This is a genomic window from Acerihabitans sp. TG2, assembly GCF_035013185.1.
Taxonomy (GTDB): domain Bacteria; phylum Pseudomonadota; class Gammaproteobacteria; order Enterobacterales; family Enterobacteriaceae; genus Acerihabitans.
This window is the reverse complement of the sequence record NZ_JAYGJO010000003.1, coordinates 259,583-279,563: the sequence shown is the minus strand read 5'-3', so window position 1 is coordinate 279,563 and position 19,981 is coordinate 259,583. Positions and strand designations below refer to the sequence as shown.

Annotated in this window: 19 protein-coding genes and 2 tRNA genes; 8 read left to right on the top strand and 13 right to left on the bottom strand. The window is 51.5% G+C overall.

Translation table 11 applies throughout. The features are described 5' to 3' along the window. Positions 1–424: 424 nt before the first annotated feature. Positions 425–637 carry a hypothetical protein gene (locus tag SJI19_RS04520; RefSeq protein WP_323477067.1) on the top strand — a complete coding sequence of 71 codons (213 nt, stop codon included), beginning with the start codon at positions 425–427 and terminating at the stop codon, positions 635–637. Positions 638–721: 84 nt separating this feature from the next. On the opposite strand, the gene SJI19_RS04515 is transcribed toward SJI19_RS04520, so the two are convergent. Next, positions 722–1,291 (bottom strand): chorismate mutase, encoded by a 570-nt coding sequence (locus SJI19_RS04515; protein ID WP_323477066.1) that lies wholly within the window; start codon positions 1,289–1,291, stop codon positions 722–724. Between the two features lie 713 nt (positions 1,292–2,004). Beyond that, positions 2,005–3,048, bottom strand: coding sequence for a fructose-asparagine asparaginase (fraE, locus tag SJI19_RS04510; RefSeq protein WP_323477065.1), 1,044 nt, complete (start codon positions 3,046–3,048; stop codon positions 2,005–2,007). Between the two features lie 451 nt (positions 3,049–3,499). Between fraE and SJI19_RS04505 the strand changes: the two genes are divergently transcribed. Further along, positions 3,500–4,216, top strand: coding sequence for a glutamine amidotransferase (locus SJI19_RS04505; protein ID WP_323477064.1), 717 nt, complete (start codon positions 3,500–3,502; stop codon positions 4,214–4,216). A gap of 190 nt (positions 4,217–4,406) precedes the next feature. Here SJI19_RS04505 and SJI19_RS04500 read toward each other — a convergent pair. From SJI19_RS04500 to orn, 3 genes are all read right to left on the bottom strand, one after another. Continuing rightward, positions 4,407–4,481: transfer RNA gene (locus tag SJI19_RS04500), tRNA-Gly, on the bottom strand. 49 nt (positions 4,482–4,530) lie between these two features. After that, positions 4,531–4,605 (bottom strand) — tRNA-Gly (locus SJI19_RS04495). Positions 4,606–4,795: 190 nt separating this feature from the next. After that, positions 4,796–5,341, bottom strand: coding sequence for an oligoribonuclease (orn, locus tag SJI19_RS04490; protein ID WP_323477063.1), 546 nt, complete (start codon positions 5,339–5,341; stop codon positions 4,796–4,798). A gap of 103 nt (positions 5,342–5,444) precedes the next feature. Between orn and rsgA the strand changes: the two genes are divergently transcribed. From rsgA to mscM, 3 genes are all read left to right on the top strand, one after another. Continuing rightward, a complete protein-coding gene (gene rsgA / locus SJI19_RS04485) occupies positions 5,445–6,491 on the top strand; it encodes a small ribosomal subunit biogenesis GTPase RsgA (RefSeq protein ID WP_323477062.1) in 1,047 nt (348 codons plus the stop codon). A 64-nt stretch (positions 6,492–6,555) separates the two neighbouring features. After that, complete coding sequence (gene asd / locus SJI19_RS04480; RefSeq protein WP_323477061.1) at positions 6,556–7,425, top strand: archaetidylserine decarboxylase; 870 nt, start codon at positions 6,556–6,558, stop codon at positions 7,423–7,425. Positions 7,426–7,455: 30 nt separating this feature from the next. Next, positions 7,456–10,761: a miniconductance mechanosensitive channel MscM gene (gene mscM / locus SJI19_RS04475; protein ID WP_323477060.1), complete on the top strand. Its 3,306-nt coding sequence runs from the start codon at positions 7,456–7,458 to the stop codon at positions 10,759–10,761. On the opposite strand, the gene epmA is transcribed toward mscM, so the two are convergent. Continuing rightward, a complete protein-coding gene (epmA, locus tag SJI19_RS04470; protein WP_323477059.1) occupies positions 10,758–11,735 on the bottom strand; it encodes an elongation factor P--(R)-beta-lysine ligase in 978 nt (325 codons plus the stop codon). The genes mscM and epmA overlap by 4 nt on opposite strands. A gap of 247 nt (positions 11,736–11,982) precedes the next feature. Here epmA and blc point away from each other — a divergent pair, with 247 nt between their 5' ends. After that, positions 11,983–12,507 carry an outer membrane lipoprotein Blc gene (blc, locus tag SJI19_RS04465; protein ID WP_323477058.1) on the top strand — a complete coding sequence of 175 codons (525 nt, stop codon included), beginning with the start codon at positions 11,983–11,985 and terminating at the stop codon, positions 12,505–12,507. A 35-nt stretch (positions 12,508–12,542) separates the two neighbouring features. On the opposite strand, the gene SJI19_RS04460 is transcribed toward blc, so the two are convergent. The 3 genes from SJI19_RS04460 to efp form a co-directional block, all read right to left on the bottom strand. Continuing rightward, positions 12,543–12,674, bottom strand: coding sequence for an entericidin A/B family lipoprotein (locus SJI19_RS04460; RefSeq protein ID WP_323477057.1), 132 nt, complete (start codon positions 12,672–12,674; stop codon positions 12,543–12,545). Positions 12,675–12,835: 161 nt separating this feature from the next. Beyond that, positions 12,836–12,961, bottom strand: a complete 126-nt coding sequence (locus tag SJI19_RS04455) for an entericidin A/B family lipoprotein (protein WP_323477056.1) — start codon at positions 12,959–12,961, stop codon at positions 12,836–12,838. A 56-nt stretch (positions 12,962–13,017) separates the two neighbouring features. After that, entirely contained in the window at positions 13,018–13,584 is a 567-nt protein-coding gene (efp, locus tag SJI19_RS04450; protein WP_323477055.1) for an elongation factor P, read from the bottom strand. Positions 13,585–13,625: 41 nt separating this feature from the next. Here efp and epmB point away from each other — a divergent pair, with 41 nt between their 5' ends. Then, positions 13,626–14,654, top strand: a complete 1,029-nt coding sequence (gene epmB, locus SJI19_RS04445; protein ID WP_323477054.1) for an EF-P beta-lysylation protein EpmB — start codon at positions 13,626–13,628, stop codon at positions 14,652–14,654. 149 nt (positions 14,655–14,803) lie between these two features. On the opposite strand, the gene SJI19_RS04440 is transcribed toward epmB, so the two are convergent. From SJI19_RS04440 to SJI19_RS04425, 4 genes are all read right to left on the bottom strand, one after another. Continuing rightward, positions 14,804–15,160, bottom strand: a complete 357-nt coding sequence (locus tag SJI19_RS04440) for a DUF4156 domain-containing protein (protein WP_323477053.1) — start codon at positions 15,158–15,160, stop codon at positions 14,804–14,806. A gap of 216 nt (positions 15,161–15,376) precedes the next feature. After that, on the bottom strand, positions 15,377–17,026 hold the full coding sequence (groL, locus tag SJI19_RS04435; protein WP_323477052.1) for a chaperonin GroEL: 1,650 nt from the start codon (positions 17,024–17,026) through the stop codon (positions 15,377–15,379). Between the two features lie 61 nt (positions 17,027–17,087). Beyond that, positions 17,088–17,381 carry a co-chaperone GroES gene (locus SJI19_RS04430; RefSeq protein ID WP_323477051.1) on the bottom strand — a complete coding sequence of 98 codons (294 nt, stop codon included), beginning with the start codon at positions 17,379–17,381 and terminating at the stop codon, positions 17,088–17,090. A gap of 218 nt (positions 17,382–17,599) precedes the next feature. Then, positions 17,600–18,076, bottom strand: a complete 477-nt coding sequence (locus SJI19_RS04425) for an FxsA family protein (protein WP_323477050.1) — start codon at positions 18,074–18,076, stop codon at positions 17,600–17,602. Between the two features lie 350 nt (positions 18,077–18,426). Here SJI19_RS04425 and aspA point away from each other — a divergent pair, with 350 nt between their 5' ends. Beyond that, a complete protein-coding gene (aspA, locus tag SJI19_RS04420; protein ID WP_323477049.1) occupies positions 18,427–19,866 on the top strand; it encodes an aspartate ammonia-lyase in 1,440 nt (479 codons plus the stop codon). Positions 19,867–19,981: the final 115 nt, after the last annotated feature.

Below are 19,981 nucleotides of genomic sequence, written 5' to 3'. Positions count from 1 at the left end.
TTTGATCCGTCCTCCGGTGATAACAGCATTCACTGGATGCGAAAAGCGGATTGACAGCCCTCTGGGACGACGGGGGGGGACGAGTGACGCCGGATGACAAGCATCAGCAACGGGATGTCGAGATCGTGACGCAGCGCAAAGCACGGTATGAAAAAGCCCGAAGACAGAATCCGGCACGCTGGTCGCGGGAAACAAGGAACTGGAACCCCGAGGGATCAGTATCACTAAACCCGTAAAAGCAACGACGGGTGGCATAAAAAGACAACAACTAGCTTGAAAATGACGGGTAATAAGTGGTCGGATTGGGCCGTAACATTGTTACATAAATTTACTGAAATTTTTTGGCTAGGCTTTATGCTGAGTGTCCCGTTGGCGGCCTGCGAGCGGCTGATCATAATATTAGTATCAATATAGAGAAGACACGATGAAACACTGCACTGCATTACTGATATTGCTCACGGCACTCTGTAGCGCCCCTATCGCCCAGGCGGCCGGTTGTATCAAAGGTGCTATCGTCGGTGGTCTGGCCGGCCATGCGGTCAAACACACCTTGGCGGGAATGGCCGCAGGATGCGCCGTTGGCCATCATATGGCGAAAAAAGCCGCTCAGAATAAAACCACCACAGCCAAAAGTTAGCCAAGAACCCATCAACACCCACACAAGTCGCTCACCGTCGACAATGGGCAAAGGGCCTCCCACCCCTTTGCCCATGCTAGATTATTAGGTATGGCGGGAGGCTGAATTTACCGCCAGATGAACCTCGGACAATGCCTGGTAAATACGTAACTTGTCGGTTTCGGATAAAAACCGCACCTGGATGTGCTGGAGCACATCGCGCTGCTGTTGCTGCGTGGCCAGCGTACCGCCATGGCTCAGGTAGTTTTTTATTCCCTTCAACAGCGCGTCATCAAGTGTCACCAACCTTGGCCGCACCTCATTATTTAACGAACGAGGCGTCCAATCCGTCTCCGGCGTGGCCAGCCATTCGGCGCGATAGCGATATTGGATCGCCTTGCTGGCGTTAATCAACGCCACGTATAAACGCCGGGTGCCGGTTGGGTCCAACCCCAGCACTATGGATTGTCGCCGGATGTTCTCCAGCACTTTTTCCTCCTGTTTTTCATCCTCAATGGGCAAATGTTGCTGCGCTTTATAACCGGCCACATCCTTCATTAACTGCATACGTTGTTCAATAAGGATAAAAATGCCCGTAGGGGCTTCCATCGCCGCAATAGCCGGTGTGCATAAACACCAACATATTGAAATAACGGCAGGTAGATAACGATTCATAACATGGATTCTCCTAAAGAAGCGTGGTCAATAAGCAGCGAACTTCACCGTTCACTCGCCCAATCTACGATAAATGGAAATAACGTAATTTCAATGACAACATTATGACAAAACCTTTTGACTGGTGTTTAAACACCGCCGCAATATCTAGCAAAAAAAAATAAGCCTTATCCACTGACCAAACTCACCAAATTAAAATATAAAATCAATATAATCAAAATGATAAATTAACATAAACTAAAAAAACAATATCTCACTTACCACATAATTAAACACTATTCTATTGGTTTATGTCTTAAATAACTTTATTTTAGGGAAACACCAAATATGGCCAACACCTTTGTAAACTGAAGTACGATAGGCATATCCAGATTATTTTAATGGGAACGTAATCCGACATAATTAAGCAAAATCTTACCGTATTAATTCCAAAATAAATTTCTAACCACGTTACGTATAATGGAATATTAACAGCGCAATATGCACGTCTCATTAATGACTAACCACAAACAGGGTGTTTAGGATTATTGACGGTTAGTCAGCGAGAAGCGACACAAGGAACCTGCAAGGTACAGCATGACGGGTATAGCTTCGCCATCCCGTCCCTTAGCGGCATAACAAAATAAACGCTGTTGGCATTGCTACATGACAGATCGTGGGGCATGAACTGAAAAAATTGCCGCCTTATTGATGACATAAGGCGGCTAAGCATATTAGTAAGTATGGAAGAATTGCTGGATCAGTTCGGGGTTGTGCGTCTGGGTTAGCGCAGTCATCAGCAAAATACGCGCTTTTGCCGGGTTAAGAGAGTCGGCGACAAGACCAGGCTGTCCAGCATCAGGGGGGACCACACCACTGCCGGTGCGCGATGCTCGCACCACGATAATGCCGGCTTTTTCCGCTTTTTTAATGCCGGCATCGCTGCGCACAGACACAGAGCCCGCACCGGTACCCGCATACACGATGCCATCCGCGTGATGGGCAATGGCAGCATCATAAACATATTCTGGATCGTCCTGGTAACCATAGATGATTACCACTTGTGGTAGCTGTTTAACGTTGCGCACGTCGAATACAGAACGCAGAGTATGGATTTTATCTACGCGTGTTTCAAATTGTGGTTTACCCCCCACAATGACCCCGAGGTAACCCTCTTCCGGTGCCTTAAAGGTATCTAGCGTTGTGGCATTGGTTTTGGTCATAAACCGTGCAGCACCGATTCGGTCATTTAGCACCACCATGACACCACGGCCTTTGGCATCAGGATCGGCGGCCACAGTAACCGCTTCTAACAGGTTCATCGGGCCATCCGCACTAATGGCAGTAGCAGGACGCATCGATGCGGTAAACACTACAGGCTTATTACTTTTCACCGTTAGGTTAAGAAAATAGGGGGTTTCATCAAGCGTATCGGTACCATGCGTAATCACCACGCCATCGACATCGTCCCGCGCTAAAAGCTCGTTTACCCGCTTAGACAGTTTAAGAATGACGTCACTGGTCATGTTTTCGCTGCCAATGTTGGCAATTTGCTCCCCAGTGACATCGGCAATTTTCTTAACTTCCGGCACTGCGTTAATCAGGGTGTCCACACCAAGTGCGCCAGCTTTATAACCCGTAGTTTGGGTATTACTGGCGGCCGAACCGGCAATGGTTCCGCCCGTTGCCAGTATCACTATATGAGGAATTTTGGTAGCGCTTAACGCGCAGGTACTTATTATGAGTAACACGGTTGCCAAAAATGCATTCAATCTCATTATAATTTTTCTCCAGGAGGATTATGTAGATACGCGGGCATGTAATGCAAAATCGATGCCTTTTTTTGTATATTATGTATACCAAAAAAATCATTAGCTGGATATTTATGTGGGAGTTTTATGATAGCTCGCGCCAAAATAGTGCACAGGAACGGATTGTGCATCACTAACGTCATTAGAATGAGGCGGGACGGAGTAGCCAATAAAATCGATCACCCATGATCTTACCTGCTGACACAAACGGCCAACGATTGCAGGCACTGATACAAAAATGCTAAATCGACGCGGTAACAGCCAGATGTGGCCTAGGTCGTTTGGTGGTGATAAGAAAAGCTGATTCAAGGACGCTTGCTAGCCGGGTAACAAATAACCTGCCGGTATGGCCTGTCAATGGTAACGCGCGGGTACGTCAGGCTATTATTGTCGATTAGTCAGATCAGATAGAGGTAAAATGCGTAAGAAACCATTATTACTGCTTCAACTGGGAGAACCCCCGCAGGAAATAGCAGCACAAGTGGGCGAACAAGCTGATTGGTTTAACGCCGCGCTGGCGGAGCTTGGATACCCTATTCATCTTGTACGCCCCGATCTTGGACTCGCGCTTCCCGCTTATGCCGAAGTGTCGGCGGTGATGATCTCCGGCTCCTGGGCAATGGTGACCGATCGACTACCATGGAGTGAGCGCACCGGGGCCTGGCTACGAGACGCTTTTCACGCCGGCATGCCTATGCTGGGGATTTGTTACGGGCATCAGTTATTGGCGCATGCGCTGGGCGGTACGGTGGGTGATAATCCGAACGGCTTGGAAATGGGGCTTCTGCCGGTGACATTAACCGCACAAGCGCAAGACGACGCATTATTGGGATCGTTCCCTTCACACTTTACCGCTTACCTGACACACAAACAGTCGGTGTTGGTCCCGCCAGTGGGGGCGCAGGTACTGGCGACATCAGACATGGACCACTGCCAGATCATTCGTTATAGCGATCGCGTGCTTTCTTCGCAGTTTCATCCGGAATTTACGGCGGATACCATGCTGGCATGTATAAGTCGCAATGAGACCGCGTTAAAACGACTGGGTCGGGATGTGGACGAGATGCGGCAACTGGGGGAAAAACCGATCTGGGCCAGGCGCCTGCTGCTGGATTTTGTGAACCGCTTTGCTTGACCAGATGATGACCTGCGCCAACGGACTAGGATCACCCACGCCCCCCCCCTTTTTACCGATCTCGCGCTCGCTGATACCGCTTCGCAAGCCCACTCAGGAATGAGGTCAACTCAGTGGAACCACAAAAAAAGGACCCTAAGGTCCTTTTTTAAAGAGTTACAGACGTAGTGCCTGTCTGTAGATCATAAACTGGAGCGGGAAACGAGGCTCGAACTCGCGACCCCAACCTTGGCAAGGTTGTGCTCTACCACTGAGCTATTCCCGCTTTTTTATCGACCGTACCGTTACTGACACGTCCCCCTGAGGGTAACGTTTGGAGCGGGAAACGAGGCTCGAACTCGCGACCCCAACCTTGGCAAGGTTGTGCTCTACCACTGAGCTATTCCCGCTTTTTTTTATTCCGTACTTATCGTTTGTACTTATTACGGCAATACATTTTTGCACCGGTACGGGGAGCGCATTATACGAGAATTGGTTTTCGCTGCAAGCCCCCGGACGGAAAAATCTGTTCTTTTTGCTCAAGTGTCGATAAAACCAGCAAAATGATGGATTTCCGAGCGGCGGTTACACTGGAATAACTTAAAGACGAATAAAATGTTCCCGATAGTATGCCAGTTCAGCCACCGACTCGCGGATATCGTCAAGCGCCTGGTGGGACCCTTTTTTGGTTAAACCTACCAGGATCTCCGGCTTCCAGCGCCGGGCCAACTCCTTGAGAGTACTGACATCAAGGTAGCGGTAGTGGAAGTAGGCTTCCAGGCGTGGCATATAACGGAACAGGAAACGACGATCCTGGCCAATGCTGTTGCCGCATATGGGCGATTTCCCGGCGGGCACCCACTGCTGTAAAAACGCCAGGGTGTGATCCACCGCGTCGTCCTCGGTCAGCGTACTGGCCTTGACCCGTTCCACCAGGCCACTGCCAGTATGCGTGCGTACATTCCAATCATCCATCAGGTCCATCTGGGCCTGGGATTGATGAATAGCCAATACCGGGCCTTCAGCCAGGATGACAAGATTGGCGTCTGTGACCAAGGAGGCAATTTCAATAATGCGATCACGTTCAGGATCCAGCCCAGTCATTTCAAGATCGATCCAAATCAGGTTGTTCTCATTTACCGGCATGATTTTCTCGTTGCAAAGGGTTTTACGGCGTTTCTGTTAGAATACTGTGTATCATAGACGTTTTCATCGCCGCGGGCGATTCATGAGCAACAAGTGAGGCACGGTGAGTAAAAATAAACTGTCCATAGGCCAGCAACGTCGCGTCAAGGCGAATCACCAACGTCGCCTACGAACCGATCGCGGCGTCGATTGGGATGACACCCTGCTGGGACAAGCCCAGGATGGGACGGTTATCAGCCGTTTTGGCATGCACGCCGACGTGGAAGCAGCGGACGGGGTTATTCATCGCTGCAACTTGCGCCGTACCTTGGCCTCGGCCGTCACCGGCGATCGGGTGGTCTGGCGTCCCGGCAGTGAAGCGGCCTCGGGTATCAAGGGTATCATCGAGGCGATCCATCCGCGCACGTCGGTACTGAACCGGCCGGATTTTTATGACGGTGTAAAACCTATCGCCGCCAACATGAATCAGATTGTCATTGTTTCGGCGATTTTACCGGAGCTGTCGGTAAATATCATCGACCGCTATCTGGTGGCCTGCGAAACGGTGGAAGTGGAACCCTTGATCGTACTGAATAAAATCGACCTGCTGGATGCAACAGCGCGCGCCTGGGTGGACAAAACCATGGAAGTCTACAGCCACATCGGCTACCGGGTGATCATGGTATCGAGCCAAACGCGCGAAGGCATGGATGTCCTCGAAGCGGCACTGACCGACCGCATCAGCATCTTCGCCGGCCAATCCGGGGTCGGCAAGTCCAGTTTACTCAATGCTCTGTTACCGCCGGAACTGGCGAAAATTGTGGTCAATACCGTCTCGGATAACTCCGGACTCGGCCAACACACCACCACTGCCGCACGCATGTACCACTTTAAAACCGGCGGCCAGGTTATCGACTCTCCCGGCGTACGTGAATTCGGGCTCTGGCATCTGGAACCAGAACAGGTCACCCAAGGGTTTATTGAGTTTCGGGACTACCTTGGCAACTGTAAATTCCGCGACTGCCGGCACGATACCGATCCCGGTTGCGCCATTCGCGCCGCCGTTGAACGCGGAGAGATTGCCGAAGTCCGTTTTGAGAACTATCACCAGATTCTCGATAGCATGTCGCAGGTAAAAACACGTAAATCATTTTCCGCAACGGATCACTGACATTTATCCTGACCGTCGCTACAATTTCTCGGGTTTTTATTTTCCATACATATACGAGGTTTCTGTGCTCGATCGCATCAAAATAGCATTGCAACATTTATTGCCCAAGCTTTGGCTAACCCAACTTGCCGGCTGGGGCGCCGAGCGGCAGGGCGGCTGGCTTACCCGTCTGGTTATTAGTGTGTTCGTGCGGGTCTATCGCGTAGATATGCAAGAAGCGCAGCAATCAGACGTGGCGGACTACCGGACCTTTAATGACTTTTTTGTCCGCCCGCTGCGCGATGAGGCTCGCCCGATCAATAGCGATCCCAACGTGCTGGTGATGCCGGCGGATGGCATTATTTCGCAATCCGGTCCCATAAAAGGTGAACAGATTTTCCAGGCTAAAGGCCATGAGTACAGTCTGGAAGCCCTGCTGGCCGGTAACGAGCAACTGGCGGGCGATTTTCGTGACGGTGCGTTTGTGACCACCTATCTGGCCCCCCGGGACTATCACCGAGTGCATATGCCCTGTAACGGCATTTTGCGCGAGATGATCTACGTGCCAGGGGATCTGTTCTCGGTTAATCCGCTTACTGCGGCTAATATCCCTAATTTATTTGCCCGCAACGAACGGATTATCTGCCTGTTTAGCACCGATTTCGGCCCAATGGCGCAGATTCTAGTGGGTGCGACCATTGTGGGCAGCATCGAAACCGTCTGGTCCGGTGTGGTGACCCCGCCCCGTGAAGGCATTATCAAACGCTGGCACTATCCGCAGGCGGAAGAAGACGGCGCCGTCGTGCTGTTAAAAGGCCAGGAAATGGGCCGATTTAAGCTCGGTTCTACAGTGGTGAATCTTTTTGCCCCCGGTGGTGTATTACTGGGCGATCACCTGCACAGCGGCAGAGTGACCCGGGTGGGCGAACACCTGGCCGATGGCCCACAGCCGTGAATTAACGCAGTTTAACCAGAGAGAATCCGATTGCGCCTGATCATTATTATCATGCTGGGGTGGTGGCTTGCCGCCCCGTGTTTTGCCGTGACTTTCCCCGATGAATCCCAGGTCAAAAAGGATTTGCAGCTTGTCGAGGCCAATAAAGATACGGAAAATCAGGTACCCATTACAGAAACCCTGCAGGCTGCGCTGAATTTTATCACTGAAGGCAAGGCCTCTGCCGAACGTGCCAGCCAGTATCGCAACACCATCGATAATTTTTCAAAACTCACCCAGGAACTGCGCGATCAGCAGGCCGAGGAGCGGACAAAAAACAGCGACGTTAATCCCAAACTCTCCATCAGCGAACTGGAGCAAATGGTGTTGCAAACCAGCGGCCAACTGCTTGAGCTGGCTCGGCAAATGCAGCAAGAACAAGAGATGTCACGGGAAGTCAGTGATTCCCTGTCCGTGTTGCCTCAGCAGCAGGCCGAGGCGCGTAGAGCCTTAAGTGATGTCGAACAACGTTTGCAATCGCAAAACAGTGCCGACACCTCGCCGTTGTCCCGGGCCAAAAACACCCTGTTGCAGGCGGAATACGCCGCCCGACGCACCGGGGTTAACGAGCTGGAACTGGCGCAACTCAGCGCCAACAATCGCCAAGAACTCGCACGCCTGCGCATGGACCTGCTAAAAAAACGCCATGATCGCATCGACACGGAGCTGCAAAGCTTGCGTAACCGACTGAACTTGCTACGTCAGCAAGAGGCGGAACGGGTGTTGGAACGCACTGAACAGTTGGCGGAACAAAGCGGCGAACTGCCAAGCGCCATCGCACATCAATTGCAGCTCAATCGCGAGCTGTCGGCGGCATTGAATGAGCAGGCACAGCGAATGGACCTGATCGCCTCACAGCAGCGCCAGGCGGCCTCGCAGACGCTGTTGGTCAGACAAGCGCTCAATACCCTGCGTGAACAGGCTCAATGGTTAGGTGATTCCCCCGCACTGGGTGAGACCCTACGTGCCCAGGTTTCACGCCTGCCGGACTTGCCTAAACCCCAGCAGTTGGACAGTGACATGGCGCAGGTGCGGGTCAAACGCCTGCATTATGAAGCACTGATGAACACGCTGCCGCAGTTGACGCAAAGCAAACAGGACGACGGCTCCCCGCTGACAGCGCAGCAAAGCAAGATCATGGATGCGCAGTTGCGGACCCAACGCGATTTACTGAATTCGCTGTTGTCCGGCTACGATACCCAGATATTGGAACTGACCAAACTCAAGGTCGCCAACAGCCAATTGGTAGAGGCGATGACGGAAATCCAGGAAGCAGCCCACCGCTACTTGTTCTGGGTGGCCGATGTCAGCCCGGTTACCTTGGCTTTTCCACTGCATCTGGTGCAGGACCTGCGCCGCTTAATTTCCCTGGATACCTTCACCCAGCTTGGTAGTGCCCTGATCATGATGGTGACCAGTCAGGAAACCCTGCTACCACTGTTTGGCGCCTTGCTGCTGGTAGGGTTCAGTATCAGTTCGCGCCGTCATTACCACGCATTTCTTGACCGTTCCGCCAGTAAGGTTGGCAAAGTCACCCAGGATCATTTTTTCCTGACCCTGCGCACCGTTTTCTGGTCAATCGTGGTGGCACTGCCCCTGCCGGTGCTATGGGCGGCGCTAGGATATGGCCTACAGAACGCCTGGCCATATCCGGTGGCGGTAGCCATCGGCGACGGGGTTATCGCCACTGTTCCGGTGCTATGGCTGGTGATGGTGAGCGCCCACTTTGCCCACCCTTGTGGGCTGTTTGTCGTCCATCTTGGTTGGCCGATACGTCGTGTGGCGCGTGCCATGCGTTATTATACCCTGTCCACCTGGCTCATCGTCCCGTTGATCATGGCGCTTATCACTTTTGACAACCTGAATGACCGTGAATTTTCCGGCACCTTGGGCCGGGTGTGTTTTGTCTTGCTGTGCGCGGCCTTAAGCCTGGTGACCAACAATCTAAAACGGGCCGGCATTCCGCTGTACCTGGATAAAAGCGGTTCCGGGGATAATGTTTTTAACCGTACACTGTGGAATCTGCTGTTTTGCGCGCCGCTGGTGGCAGCCTTGGCCGCCTGCCTGGGTCATTTGACCACGGCACAGGCTCTGCTGGCCCGTCTGGAAACCTCAGTGGCCATTTGGTTTTTCCTGCTGGTCATTTACCATATCATCCGTCGTTGGATGTTTATCCAGCGACGGCGCATTGCCTTTGACCGAGCCAAACAGCGACGGGCGGAGATGCTTGCCCAGCGGGCACGCAATGAAGATGAGTTATCACTCTCCCAGGTAAACGACGCCGCCGCCGAAGTGGATGAGCCCATCGTCGATTTGGATGTGATCAGCGCTCAATCCCTACGACTGGTGCGTTCACTTTTGACGCTCGTTGCTTTTATTTCAGTGATTTTACTCTGGTCGGAGATCCATTCGGCATTCGGTTTTCTCGAAAACATCCAGCTATGGGATGTCAGTTCGACGGTTAAGGGGGTGGCGGGTATTCACACCATCTCTCTCGCCTCGGTGTTGATCGCAGTGATGGCGCTGATTATTACCACCCAACTGGTGCGTAATCTGCCAGCGTTACTCGAACTGGCGCTGCTGCAACATTTGGATTTAACCCCCGGTACCGGTTACGCCATCACCACCATCACCAAATATGTACTGATGCTGATTGGCGGCCTGATTGGCTTTTCATGGATCGGTGTCGAATGGGCAAAATTACAGTGGCTGGTGGCAGCTCTGGGCGTCGGGTTAGGGATCGGTTTGCAGGAGATCTTTGCCAATTTTATTTCTGGCCTGATCATCTTGTTTGAAAAGCCGATTCGTATCGGCGACAGCGTGACTATCCGCGAGCACTCCGGCAATATCACCCGTATTAATACGCGGGCTACCACGATTACCGATTGGGATCATCGGGAAATCATCATGCCGAATAAAGCCTTTATCACCGAGCAATTCGTCAACTGGTCACTGTCGGATTCAGTGACCCGCATTGTGCTGACCATCCCGGCACCTGCCGACGCCAATAGTGAAGAGGTGACCTACATCCTACTGCAAGCGGCGCTACACTGCCCGCTGGTACTGGATAATCCTCCCCCCGAGGCCTACCTGGTAGATTTACAACAAGGCATCATGCTGTTTGATCTGCGGGTGCATGCGGCGGAAATGGGCCATCGCATGCCATTGCGCCATCAGGTTAACCAATTAATTCTGGAAGGCTACCGCGCGCATGGACTGGAAATGCCCTACCCACCGTTTCAGGTACGCATGACCACGGCCAAGCGCGAAACCCCGGCAACACCCCCGCAGGTTTAAGCGCGATCAACGGGGAAAGCGATAACCTCCGCCAGGCTGTCGGCCTTTAATGCCAACATCACCAGGCGGTCCACCCCCAGAGCCACGCCTGAACATGCCGGAATGCCATGTTCCAGCGCCGAGAGCAGATTTTCATCGATAGGCTGTTGTGGCAAGTTTAACGTAGCCCGCTTGCGATTATCCTGATTAAAGCGCTGGCGCTGTTCGGTGGCATCACTTAACTCACGAAAACCATTGGCCAACTCGATGCCCTTGAAATACGCTTCAAAGCGATCCGCTACCCGGTGATCTTCGGTGCTGATTTCAGCCAACGCGGCCTGAGTTGCGGGAAAATGATAAACAAAGGTGGGTTTATCCCGGCCAATATTCGGTTCCACACCCATAGCAAACAGCAGTTGTAACAGGGTATCCCGGTCATCCATGCTGTTGGCGATGTCACCTAGGTTAAGCTTGACCGCCGCGTCACAAAGCTGCGCTTTATCGGCGGACAGCGGGTCGATCCCGATATGACGGATAAACACCTGCTGGTAGGAGACGGTTTCAGCACTGCCACAATCCAGAATTTGTTGAAGAAAATCATCCACTTCATTCATCAGGCGATACATATCGTAATGCGGCCGGTACCATTCCAGCATGGTAAACTCGGGATTATGATGTCGGCCAGACTCTTCATTGCGAAAACTGCGCCCTATTTGAAAAATGGGCCCGCTGCCGGCCGCCAATAACCGCTTCATATGGTATTCTGGGCTGGTCATCAGGTACAGTGACAATCCCTGTGCCGCGCCGGGGCCGATGAAATGCGTCTGAAAAGGAAACAAGTGGATGTCAGTGACCGTTGCCTGACTCATGGCCGGCGTTTCCACTTCCAATAACCCACGATCGCTAAAAAATCGCCTAATTTGTGTGATTACCGCGGCTCTTTTTAACAGATTGGCGATGGGGGCGCTTGGTAACCAACTTGCGATTTCGCTCATAATATTTTCTCCCGTTAAACTGGGGGTGAAGTCTACCTGTATCTTTTCTGGCAAACAAACCTTGTTGATGAGTGAATGATGCGCCCGTTCGGTTAATGAGGAAACCAGTGCTGATTGACTGGCATTTTACCGCACTTGTTCACCACACTATCACCACACTATCACCGCATTATCACCACACTATGGCGTTCACCGTAGGCAATTTACGACTACACTGGGATATATTGAGGATCTATTAGGAGTTATTATGCACATAGGGAGAACCACCGTACTGATAATATCGTCGTTATTATCACTTTCTTGTAGCGTCAGTCCGCCCTCCGGCGTCAAACCGGTGGATCATTTTGAGGTAAACCGCTATCTCGGCACCTGGTATGAGATCGCCAGATTGGATCACCGTTTTGAACGCGGGCTGGATCACGTCACGGCGAACTATAGCCCGCGGGACGATGGTGGGATCACCGTTATTAACCGGGGCTTCTCGCCGGCCAAACAACGCTGGCAGCAGAGTCAAGGCAAGGCCTACTTTTTGGCATCACCCAATGAAGGCTCGCTTAAAGTCTCGTTTTTTGGACCTTTTTATGGTGGTTATCATGTAATTGCGTTGGACCCGGACTATGGCTACGCCCTGGTGGCCGGACCTGACCGCGATTATCTTTGGATACTGGCCCGCACCAAGACCCTACCCGAAACAACGCGTGCTCAACTGGTGCAACGCGCCGCGGACCTGGGTTTTCCAGTTGAGCAGTTGATTTGGGTAAATCAGTCGTAAACCCGGCCCGGGCGGACCACATGCAAAAGTGACAGTTATTGTGCGGCGTGCTGTATAGCCTGGCCACCAGCGGAAATATCCTCGCCTGCACCATGCGTGGTATTACACGCGGTAAGTGACGATAATACCAGTACGGAAAAAAGGGCGATAATAATCTTTTTAAACATAAACTTTTCCTTTTATAGGAGAACATGACCTATAAAGCATAGTTTATATTTAGCGCATTACCTCAAAAAAATACCCCAAGCACATATTTATGTGCTTTTACTGCCCTTGGTTGGCAACATCAAGGACTGACACTACGCCGTTGTATTGCGCGTCGATAATGTCATTTACTTACGCCGCGACTGATTGCGCCGCCCAGATGCTGGATATCCTCACCAAAACCACGAGCAGTATTACAGCCGCTAAGCGTTGTCATCATTAATACCGCGATAACCATCAGTTTTAACATGAGAAGTCCCTGGGAAAACCGGCAACGTCGCGCAACGCGAGATCGCCGGTAAAGTATTATTTTATGCGCGACACATACTCACCAGAGCGGGTATCCACTTTGATGACTTCGCCAATTTGCACAAACAGCGGAACTTTAACGACTGCGCCAGTGGTCAGCGTAGCGGGTTTCCCGCCGGTACCCGCGGTGTCGCCTTTAAGGCCGGGATCGGTATCCGTGATCTCAAGCTCGACAAAGTTCGGTGGCGTCACGGCGATCGGTTGGCCGTTCCATAAGGTCAGTACACATTCCGCCTGTTCAACCAGCCATTTAGCGTTTTCGCCAACCGCTTTAACGTCGGCAGCCAGTTGCTCAAAGTTTTCATTATTCATAAAATGCCAAAACTCACCGTCGTTGTACAGGTAAGTCAGGTTTATGTCTATGACGTCAGCCGCCTCAACGGAGTCACCGGATTTAAAGGTTTTTTCAAGCACTTTACCGGAAATCAGTTTGCGGATCCTGACGCGATTGAACGCCTGGCCTTTGCCCGGTTTTACGAATTCATTATCAATGATCGCGCACGGCTCGCCGTCCTGCATGATTTTGAGACCAGAACGAAATTCATTGGTACTATAAGACGCCATGGTGGTCCTCTTAATATAAACTTGGTAAATAAGCCAAAAAAATGGCAGATATTGTAACCCGAAATACCCCGGCTAGAGAAGAATGGTTGCGTCAACTTGCCGATGTGATTACCGATCCCGTCGAACTCCTGCAGCATTTACAGCTCAGCGAACACCCAGACCTGCTGGCCGGCGCTACGGCCCGTCGTCTTTTTCCTTTACGCGTGCCAAAAGCGTTCGTGGCGCGAATGGAAATAGGCAACCCAGCCGACCCCTTGCTAAGGCAAGTCATCACCCAACGCGAAGAGTTCCAGCAAGCGCCGGGCTTTAGCACCGATCCGCTAGAGGAGCAACACAGCGTCGTACCAGGCCTACTGCATAAATACCATAATCGCGCCCTGCTGCTGGTTAAAGGGGCCTGTGCAGTGAACTGCCGCTACTGCTTTCGCCGACATTTCCCCTATCATGACAACCAGGGGACGAGAGCCAACTGGTCCATAGCCTTGGAGTATATCCGCCAACATCCGGAACTGAACGAAATAATTTTTTCCGGCGGCGATCCCCTCATGGCCAAAGACCATGAACTGGACGAGTTAATCAGCGATTTGGAGCATATCCCGCATCTCAAAACGCTGCGCATCCACACCCGTTTGCCGGTAGTCATACCCGCGCGCATCACACCGACACTGTGCCAGCGGCTGGCCAGCAGCCGGCTGCAGGTGGTTATGGTAACGCATATCAACCATGCCAACGAAATTGACCTACCGCTACAGGAGAGTATGACACAACTGCGACTGGCCCAAGTGACGTTACTCAATCAAAGCGTGCTGCTTCGCGGCATCAATGATAACGCCGATACGCTTGCCGAACTGAGCGAAACGCTGTTTTCCATCGGCATTCTGCCCTATTACCTTCATGTTTTAGACAAAGTACAGGGCGCAGCACATTATTATGTCGGTGATGACCAGGCTCGAGCCATCATGGGGCAGCTATTACTCAAGGTTTCTGGGTACTTGGTGCCTCGACTGGCGCGCGAAATCGGCGGGGAGCGCAGCAAGACCCTGCTGGATTTGGGTTTACGTCAGCAGTAGCGGATGACTCATCCAGTAATCGACCCGCCATCGTTCACGCCGCAGGTGTGTCGGCGATGCTGGTTTAACCGAGTCACTCAGTAAGCCAGCATCAGCCACCGACCTGCGGCTGGCGATCGACTACATATGACCTAGGGCAGAATCAGGCTCTACGGGCATTTAAACACCTGTCCTTGAATTTTACTGTCAAGGGGGACAAAGCTGGCTAAATAGGTCTCTTTGACCGACATCGGGCTGGAGGCATTGTATATCACGTTGCCACCCATGGCGGCCGCTTTGTTGCGCAGATCGTTGGCCGCACCACGCATGGAGCTGCCCTCCCCGCCTTGCCCCGACAACCAGTTGCTTTGCGTACCGACCACCGTGCCTACCGCATGACATTCTTTACCTGGCTGGCTATCGGTAAATTTAACCGATTGACCACCGGCGGTTAATGCATTAGTCGTGCTGCATCCCGCTAACAACAAAGTGCCTGCACAAAGACAGAACAGAAATTTGTTTCGCATCTTTTTCCTCGAATGATGATATGTCCGGCAAAAGTTTTGCTGTGCACCGAGCTCCCCTTGGGCAACCGACAGCGAAAAAACACGCGCGGTCTACCTCGCCCTATTGCTACCTGTTTATACCTTAAAAACGGAGCGGTTAATAATTTTTCGCCAAAAAAACAAAAGCCCCCGTCAAATAACGAGGGCTTTAGATACGCTATTGGCGCAAAAGGGGCATTACATCATGCCGCCCATGCCACCCATACCGCCCATACCGCCACCGGCGCCACCCATGTCGGCTTTGTCTTCACGCGGCAGATCAGTGATCATACATTCGGTCGTGATCATCAAGCTGGCGATAGAAGCCGCATACTGCAGCGCAGAACGGGTTACCTTGGTCGGATCCAGGATACCCATATCGATCATATCGCCGTATTCTTCCGTTGCCGCGTTATAACCCATGTTACCGTTGCCAGATTTCACTTTATTGGCAATAACAGAAGGTTCTTCACCGGCATTGGCCACGATCTGACGCAAAGGTGCTTCCATGGCACGACGGGCAATCTTGATACCGACGTTTTGATCTTCGTTATCGCCACGCAGTTCGGTGATGCTGTTCGCTACACGAATCAGCGCCACGCCGCCGCCGGCAACCACGCCTTCTTCAACGGCCGCACGGGTAGCATGCAGAGCATCTTCCACGCGGGCTTTTTTCTCTTTCATTTCAACTTCGGTCGCAGCGCCAACTTTAATCACTGCAACACCGCCGGCCAATTTAGCAACACGTTCCTGCAGCTTTTCACGATCGTAATCGGAGGTTGCATCAGCACGCTGTTGATTAATCTGGGCTACGCGGCCTTCGATAACAACTTTATCGCCGACACCGTCGATGATGGTGGTGGTATCTTTAGTGATGACCACACGTTTAGCCTGACCCATATCTTCCAGGGTCGCTTTTTCCAGCTCCAGACCGATTTCTTCAGAAATCACGGTAGCAGCGGTCAGTACTGCGATATCCTGCAGCATGGCTTTACGACGGTCGCCGAAACCAGGCGCTTTCACGGCCGCAACTTTAACGATACCACGCATGGTGTTAACCACCAGGGTAGCCAGTGCTTCGCCTTCAACATCTTCAGCGATGATCAGCAGCGGTTTGCTTGCTTTGGCAACGGCTTCCAGGATCGGCAACATTTCGCGGATATTGGAGATTTTTTTATCAGCCAACAGGATAAACGGGCTTTCGAGTTCAATCGTGCCGGTTTCCGGTTTGTTGATGAAATAAGGGGAAAGGTAACCACGGTCAAACTGCATACCTTCAACCACATCAAGCTCGTCGATCAGGCCAGTGCCTTCTTCAACGGTGATGACGCCTTCTTTACCCACTTTGCCCATGGCCTCAGCGATGAGTTTACCCACGGTTTCGTCGGAGTTGGCGGAGATGGTGCCTACCTGAGCAATGGCTTTCGAGTCGGAGCAAGGCTGGGACAAGGTCTTAAGCTCTTCAACTGCAGCAATGATTGCTTTGTCGATACCGCGTTTCAAATCCATCGGGTTCATGCCAGCGGCAACGGCCTTTAGGCCTTCGTTGACGATGGATTGAGCGATAACGGTGGCGGTAGTGGTACCGTCGCCCGCAGCGTCATTGGCTTTAGAAGCCACTTCTTTAAGCATCTGCGCGCCCATGTTTTCGAACTTGTCTTCCAGTTCGATTTCACGTGCGACGGAAACGCCGTCTTTGGTAATGACCGGTGCGCCGAATGATTTATCTAAAATTACGTTACGACCTTTAGGGCCCAGGGTAACTTTAACCGCATCGGCCAGGACATTTACGCCGCGAAGCATTTTAATGCGAGCTTCGTTACCAAATTTTACGTCTTTAGCTGCCATTGGAATTTTCCCTTCAATTCGTTCAGTTCAGTTCAGATGATTTAACGCGAATTATGGCGATTTACGCCTCAACAACGGCCAGAATGTCGCTTTCCGACAAGATCAGCACTTCTTCGTTATCGATTTTTTCCACTTTCACGCCGTAACCTTCATTGAAGATCACGATGTCACCTACTTTCACATCCAGTGCAATGGTCTCACCATTATCGCCGATGCGGCCTTTGCCGACTGCCAGCACAACGCCACGCGTGGATTTACCCGCTGCGGAGCCGGTCAGTACAATGCCACCAGCCGATTTTGCTTCAACTTCTTGACGTTTGATGAAAACGCGATCATGTAATGGACGGTAGTTCATTGATAGCTCTCCTTAAGAAAGTCCGTATCTTTTTCGGGATGAATGCCGGGCATGCCTTTACGCCCTGCCTCGTGGTGATCAAGATGGGGGCGTTCAGTTACGCTTCAAGGGGGAAAAAAAGAATTTTTTTGTCTGGCAGGTTAAATTTTGCAATCATCAAATAAAATTACTTTATTATCAATTGCTTGCAAAATTTATCATCACCTGTTGATTGTTGCCTATTTTTCATCGTCGTGACGGTGCTCAATCCCATCGTGGGGAATATCCTTGCGCCTGAATTCACCTTCAAAGGTGTCGCCGTTGCTGGCTTGGTCACCCCCCCCACCCGCCGCGCCATGATAAAAACGCAGATAAGGTAACAATTTTAGCGTCAGGGAGTTTTGTACCGGCGGCAGCAATAGCAGCAGGCCAAGGACATCGGTGAAAAATCCCGGTAGCAGCAGCAGGAATCCCGCCAACAAAATAGATACGCTTTTAATCATTTCCGCTGCTGGATTTTCACCATTGGCGATTTTGATCTGCAGTTGGGTCAGAATTTTCAACCCTTGGGTACGGACCAGCGATACCCCGATGAACGACGTCAGGATAATCAGCATTAAGGTAAAAAGCACGCCAATGACATGAGATACTTGGATAAACAGGGTTATCTCGATATAGGCGACAATAAAAATCAGTAACAACGGTATCCAACGCACCGAATTCTCCTTTGGTTCAACCGGCCTGGACCATCATCTGTTCCTGGGTGGGTCGACGACGGTTTTAGGTTCCAATAGGCACACACGCCTATAATTGAAACACCTATACCCTAATGATATCGCGAAGAGACAGTTTCATCTCGACTTCTTTACCGCACTTTACATCATGCCCGGCATCGTCAGATATGGAAAATCGCTTACATAATCGTGATCAACTTAATAGTGTTAACATTTAAACAGCATATAATTATATGCAGAAGCAACAATCTAGTCTAACAAACTGGATAATGAAAATATGTTGCTATTATCCATCGACATCAGTTAAGAAAACAGCTCATTAAGGAAGTACCATGGTGAACACTATTCGTATAGAAGAAGACCTATTAGGAACACGGGAAGTTCCATTTGAAGCTTATTATGGCATCCACACCCTGCGCGCCATCGAAAACTTCTACATCAGCAACACAAAAATCAGCGATATCCCGGATTTCGTCCGGGGAATGGTGATGGTAAAAAAAGCCGCCGCGCTGGCAAACAAGGAGTTACGCACCCTGCCCCATGATATCGCCGACATCATCGTTGCTGCGTGTGACGAAGTCTTGAACAAAGGTCGTTGCCTGGACCAATTCCCCGTGGATGTGTTCCAGGGTGGGGCCGGGACCTCGGTGAATATGAACACCAATGAAGTGCTCGCCAACCTGGGCTTGGAACTGATGGGCCACGGCAAAGGAGAATATCAATTTCTTAGCCCCAACGATCACCTGAACAAATGCCAGTCAACCAATGATGTCTACCCCACGGGATTTCGCATCGCGGTGTATACCGCCATTCTGAAATTAGTGGAAGCGGTTGACCAGCTTAGCAAAGGTTTTGAAAACAAGGCACTGGAATTCGCCACGGTGTTAAAAATGGGCCGTACCCAATTACAGGACGCGGTACCCATGACGCTAGGCCAGGAGTTCCATGCCTTCACTGTGCTGCTAAAAGAAGAAAACAAAAACCTGCTGCGCACTGCCGAATTGTTGCTGGAAGTCAATCTGGGCGCCACCGCGATCGGCACCCGTCTCAATACCCCTGACGGTTATCAAGTGCTGGCGGTACAAAAGCTGGCCGAGATAACCAACCTGCCCCTACTGCCGGCTGAAGATTTGATCGAGGCGACCTCGGACTGCGGCGCCTATGTAATGGTGCATAGCGCCTTAAAACGACTGGCGGTGAAACTGTCGAAGATCTGCAACGATCTGCGCCTGCTCTCCTCAGGCCCCCGCGCCGGCCTGAATGAAATTAATCTGCCGCAGCTACAGGCCGGGTCATCCATCATGCCTGCCAAGGTCAATCCGGTGATCCCGGAAGTGGTTAATCAAGTTTGCTTCAAGGTCATCGGCAACGACACCTGCATCACCATGGCGGCAGAAGCCGGACAATTGCAGTTAAACGTCATGGAGCCAGTGATAGGACAAGCCATGTTTGAATCGGTGCATATTCTGACCAATGCCTGTTATAACCTGCTGGACAAATGCATCAATGGCATTACCGCCAATCGTGAGGTGTGTGAGGCCTATGTGTTTAATTCTATCGGCATCATCACCTACCTTAATCCCTTTATCGGCCACCACAATGGCGATATTGTCGGTAAAATCTGCGCTGAAACGGGCAAAAGCGTGCGCGAGGTGGTGCTGGAGCGGGGCTTGTTGACACCAACGGAACTCGATGACATTTTTTCACTGGAAAATTTGATGCACCCGACCTATAAGGCCGTACGTTATAGCGATGAAAAAGGGCAGTTATAGTCCCTGCCGGCTCCGAATGTTCAGCGTCTGTGACGGGGCCGGCCCTCTTCTGCCGTGATGGCCGAGGTAGGATGCTTTGATTGCTGTTGCCAGCGTGCCACACGGGTTATACTGC

Excerpts from the sequence above, each read along its gene's own strand:
- SJI19_RS04520 (WP_323477067.1), top strand. The coding sequence starts at position 425 with ATGAAACACTGCACTGCATTACTGATATTGCTCACGGCACTCTGTAGC.
- SJI19_RS04515 (WP_323477066.1), bottom strand. The coding sequence starts at position 1,291 with ATGAATCGTTATCTACCTGCCGTTATTTCAATATGTTGGTGTTTATGC.
- fraE (WP_323477065.1), bottom strand. The coding sequence starts at position 3,048 with ATGAGATTGAATGCATTTTTGGCAACCGTGTTACTCATAATAAGTACC.
- SJI19_RS04505 (WP_323477064.1), top strand. The coding sequence starts at position 3,500 with ATGCGTAAGAAACCATTATTACTGCTTCAACTGGGAGAACCCCCGCAG.
- orn (WP_323477063.1), bottom strand. The coding sequence starts at position 5,341 with ATGCCGGTAAATGAGAACAACCTGATTTGGATCGATCTTGAAATGACT.
- epmA (WP_323477059.1), bottom strand. The coding sequence starts at position 11,735 with ATGAGCGAAATCGCAAGTTGGTTACCAAGCGCCCCCATCGCCAATCTG.
- blc (WP_323477058.1), top strand. The coding sequence starts at position 11,983 with ATGCACATAGGGAGAACCACCGTACTGATAATATCGTCGTTATTATCA.
- SJI19_RS04460 (WP_323477057.1), bottom strand. The coding sequence starts at position 12,674 with ATGTTTAAAAAGATTATTATCGCCCTTTTTTCCGTACTGGTATTATCG.
- SJI19_RS04455 (WP_323477056.1), bottom strand. The coding sequence starts at position 12,961 with ATGTTAAAACTGATGGTTATCGCGGTATTAATGATGACAACGCTTAGC.
- efp (WP_323477055.1), bottom strand. The coding sequence starts at position 13,584 with ATGGCGTCTTATAGTACCAATGAATTTCGTTCTGGTCTCAAAATCATG.
- epmB (WP_323477054.1), top strand. The coding sequence starts at position 13,626 with ATGGCAGATATTGTAACCCGAAATACCCCGGCTAGAGAAGAATGGTTG.
- SJI19_RS04440 (WP_323477053.1), bottom strand. The coding sequence starts at position 15,160 with ATGCGAAACAAATTTCTGTTCTGTCTTTGTGCAGGCACTTTGTTGTTA.
- groL (WP_323477052.1), bottom strand. The coding sequence starts at position 17,026 with ATGGCAGCTAAAGACGTAAAATTTGGTAACGAAGCTCGCATTAAAATG.
- SJI19_RS04430 (WP_323477051.1), bottom strand. The coding sequence starts at position 17,381 with ATGAACTACCGTCCATTACATGATCGCGTTTTCATCAAACGTCAAGAA.
- aspA (WP_323477049.1), top strand. The coding sequence starts at position 18,427 with ATGGTGAACACTATTCGTATAGAAGAAGACCTATTAGGAACACGGGAA.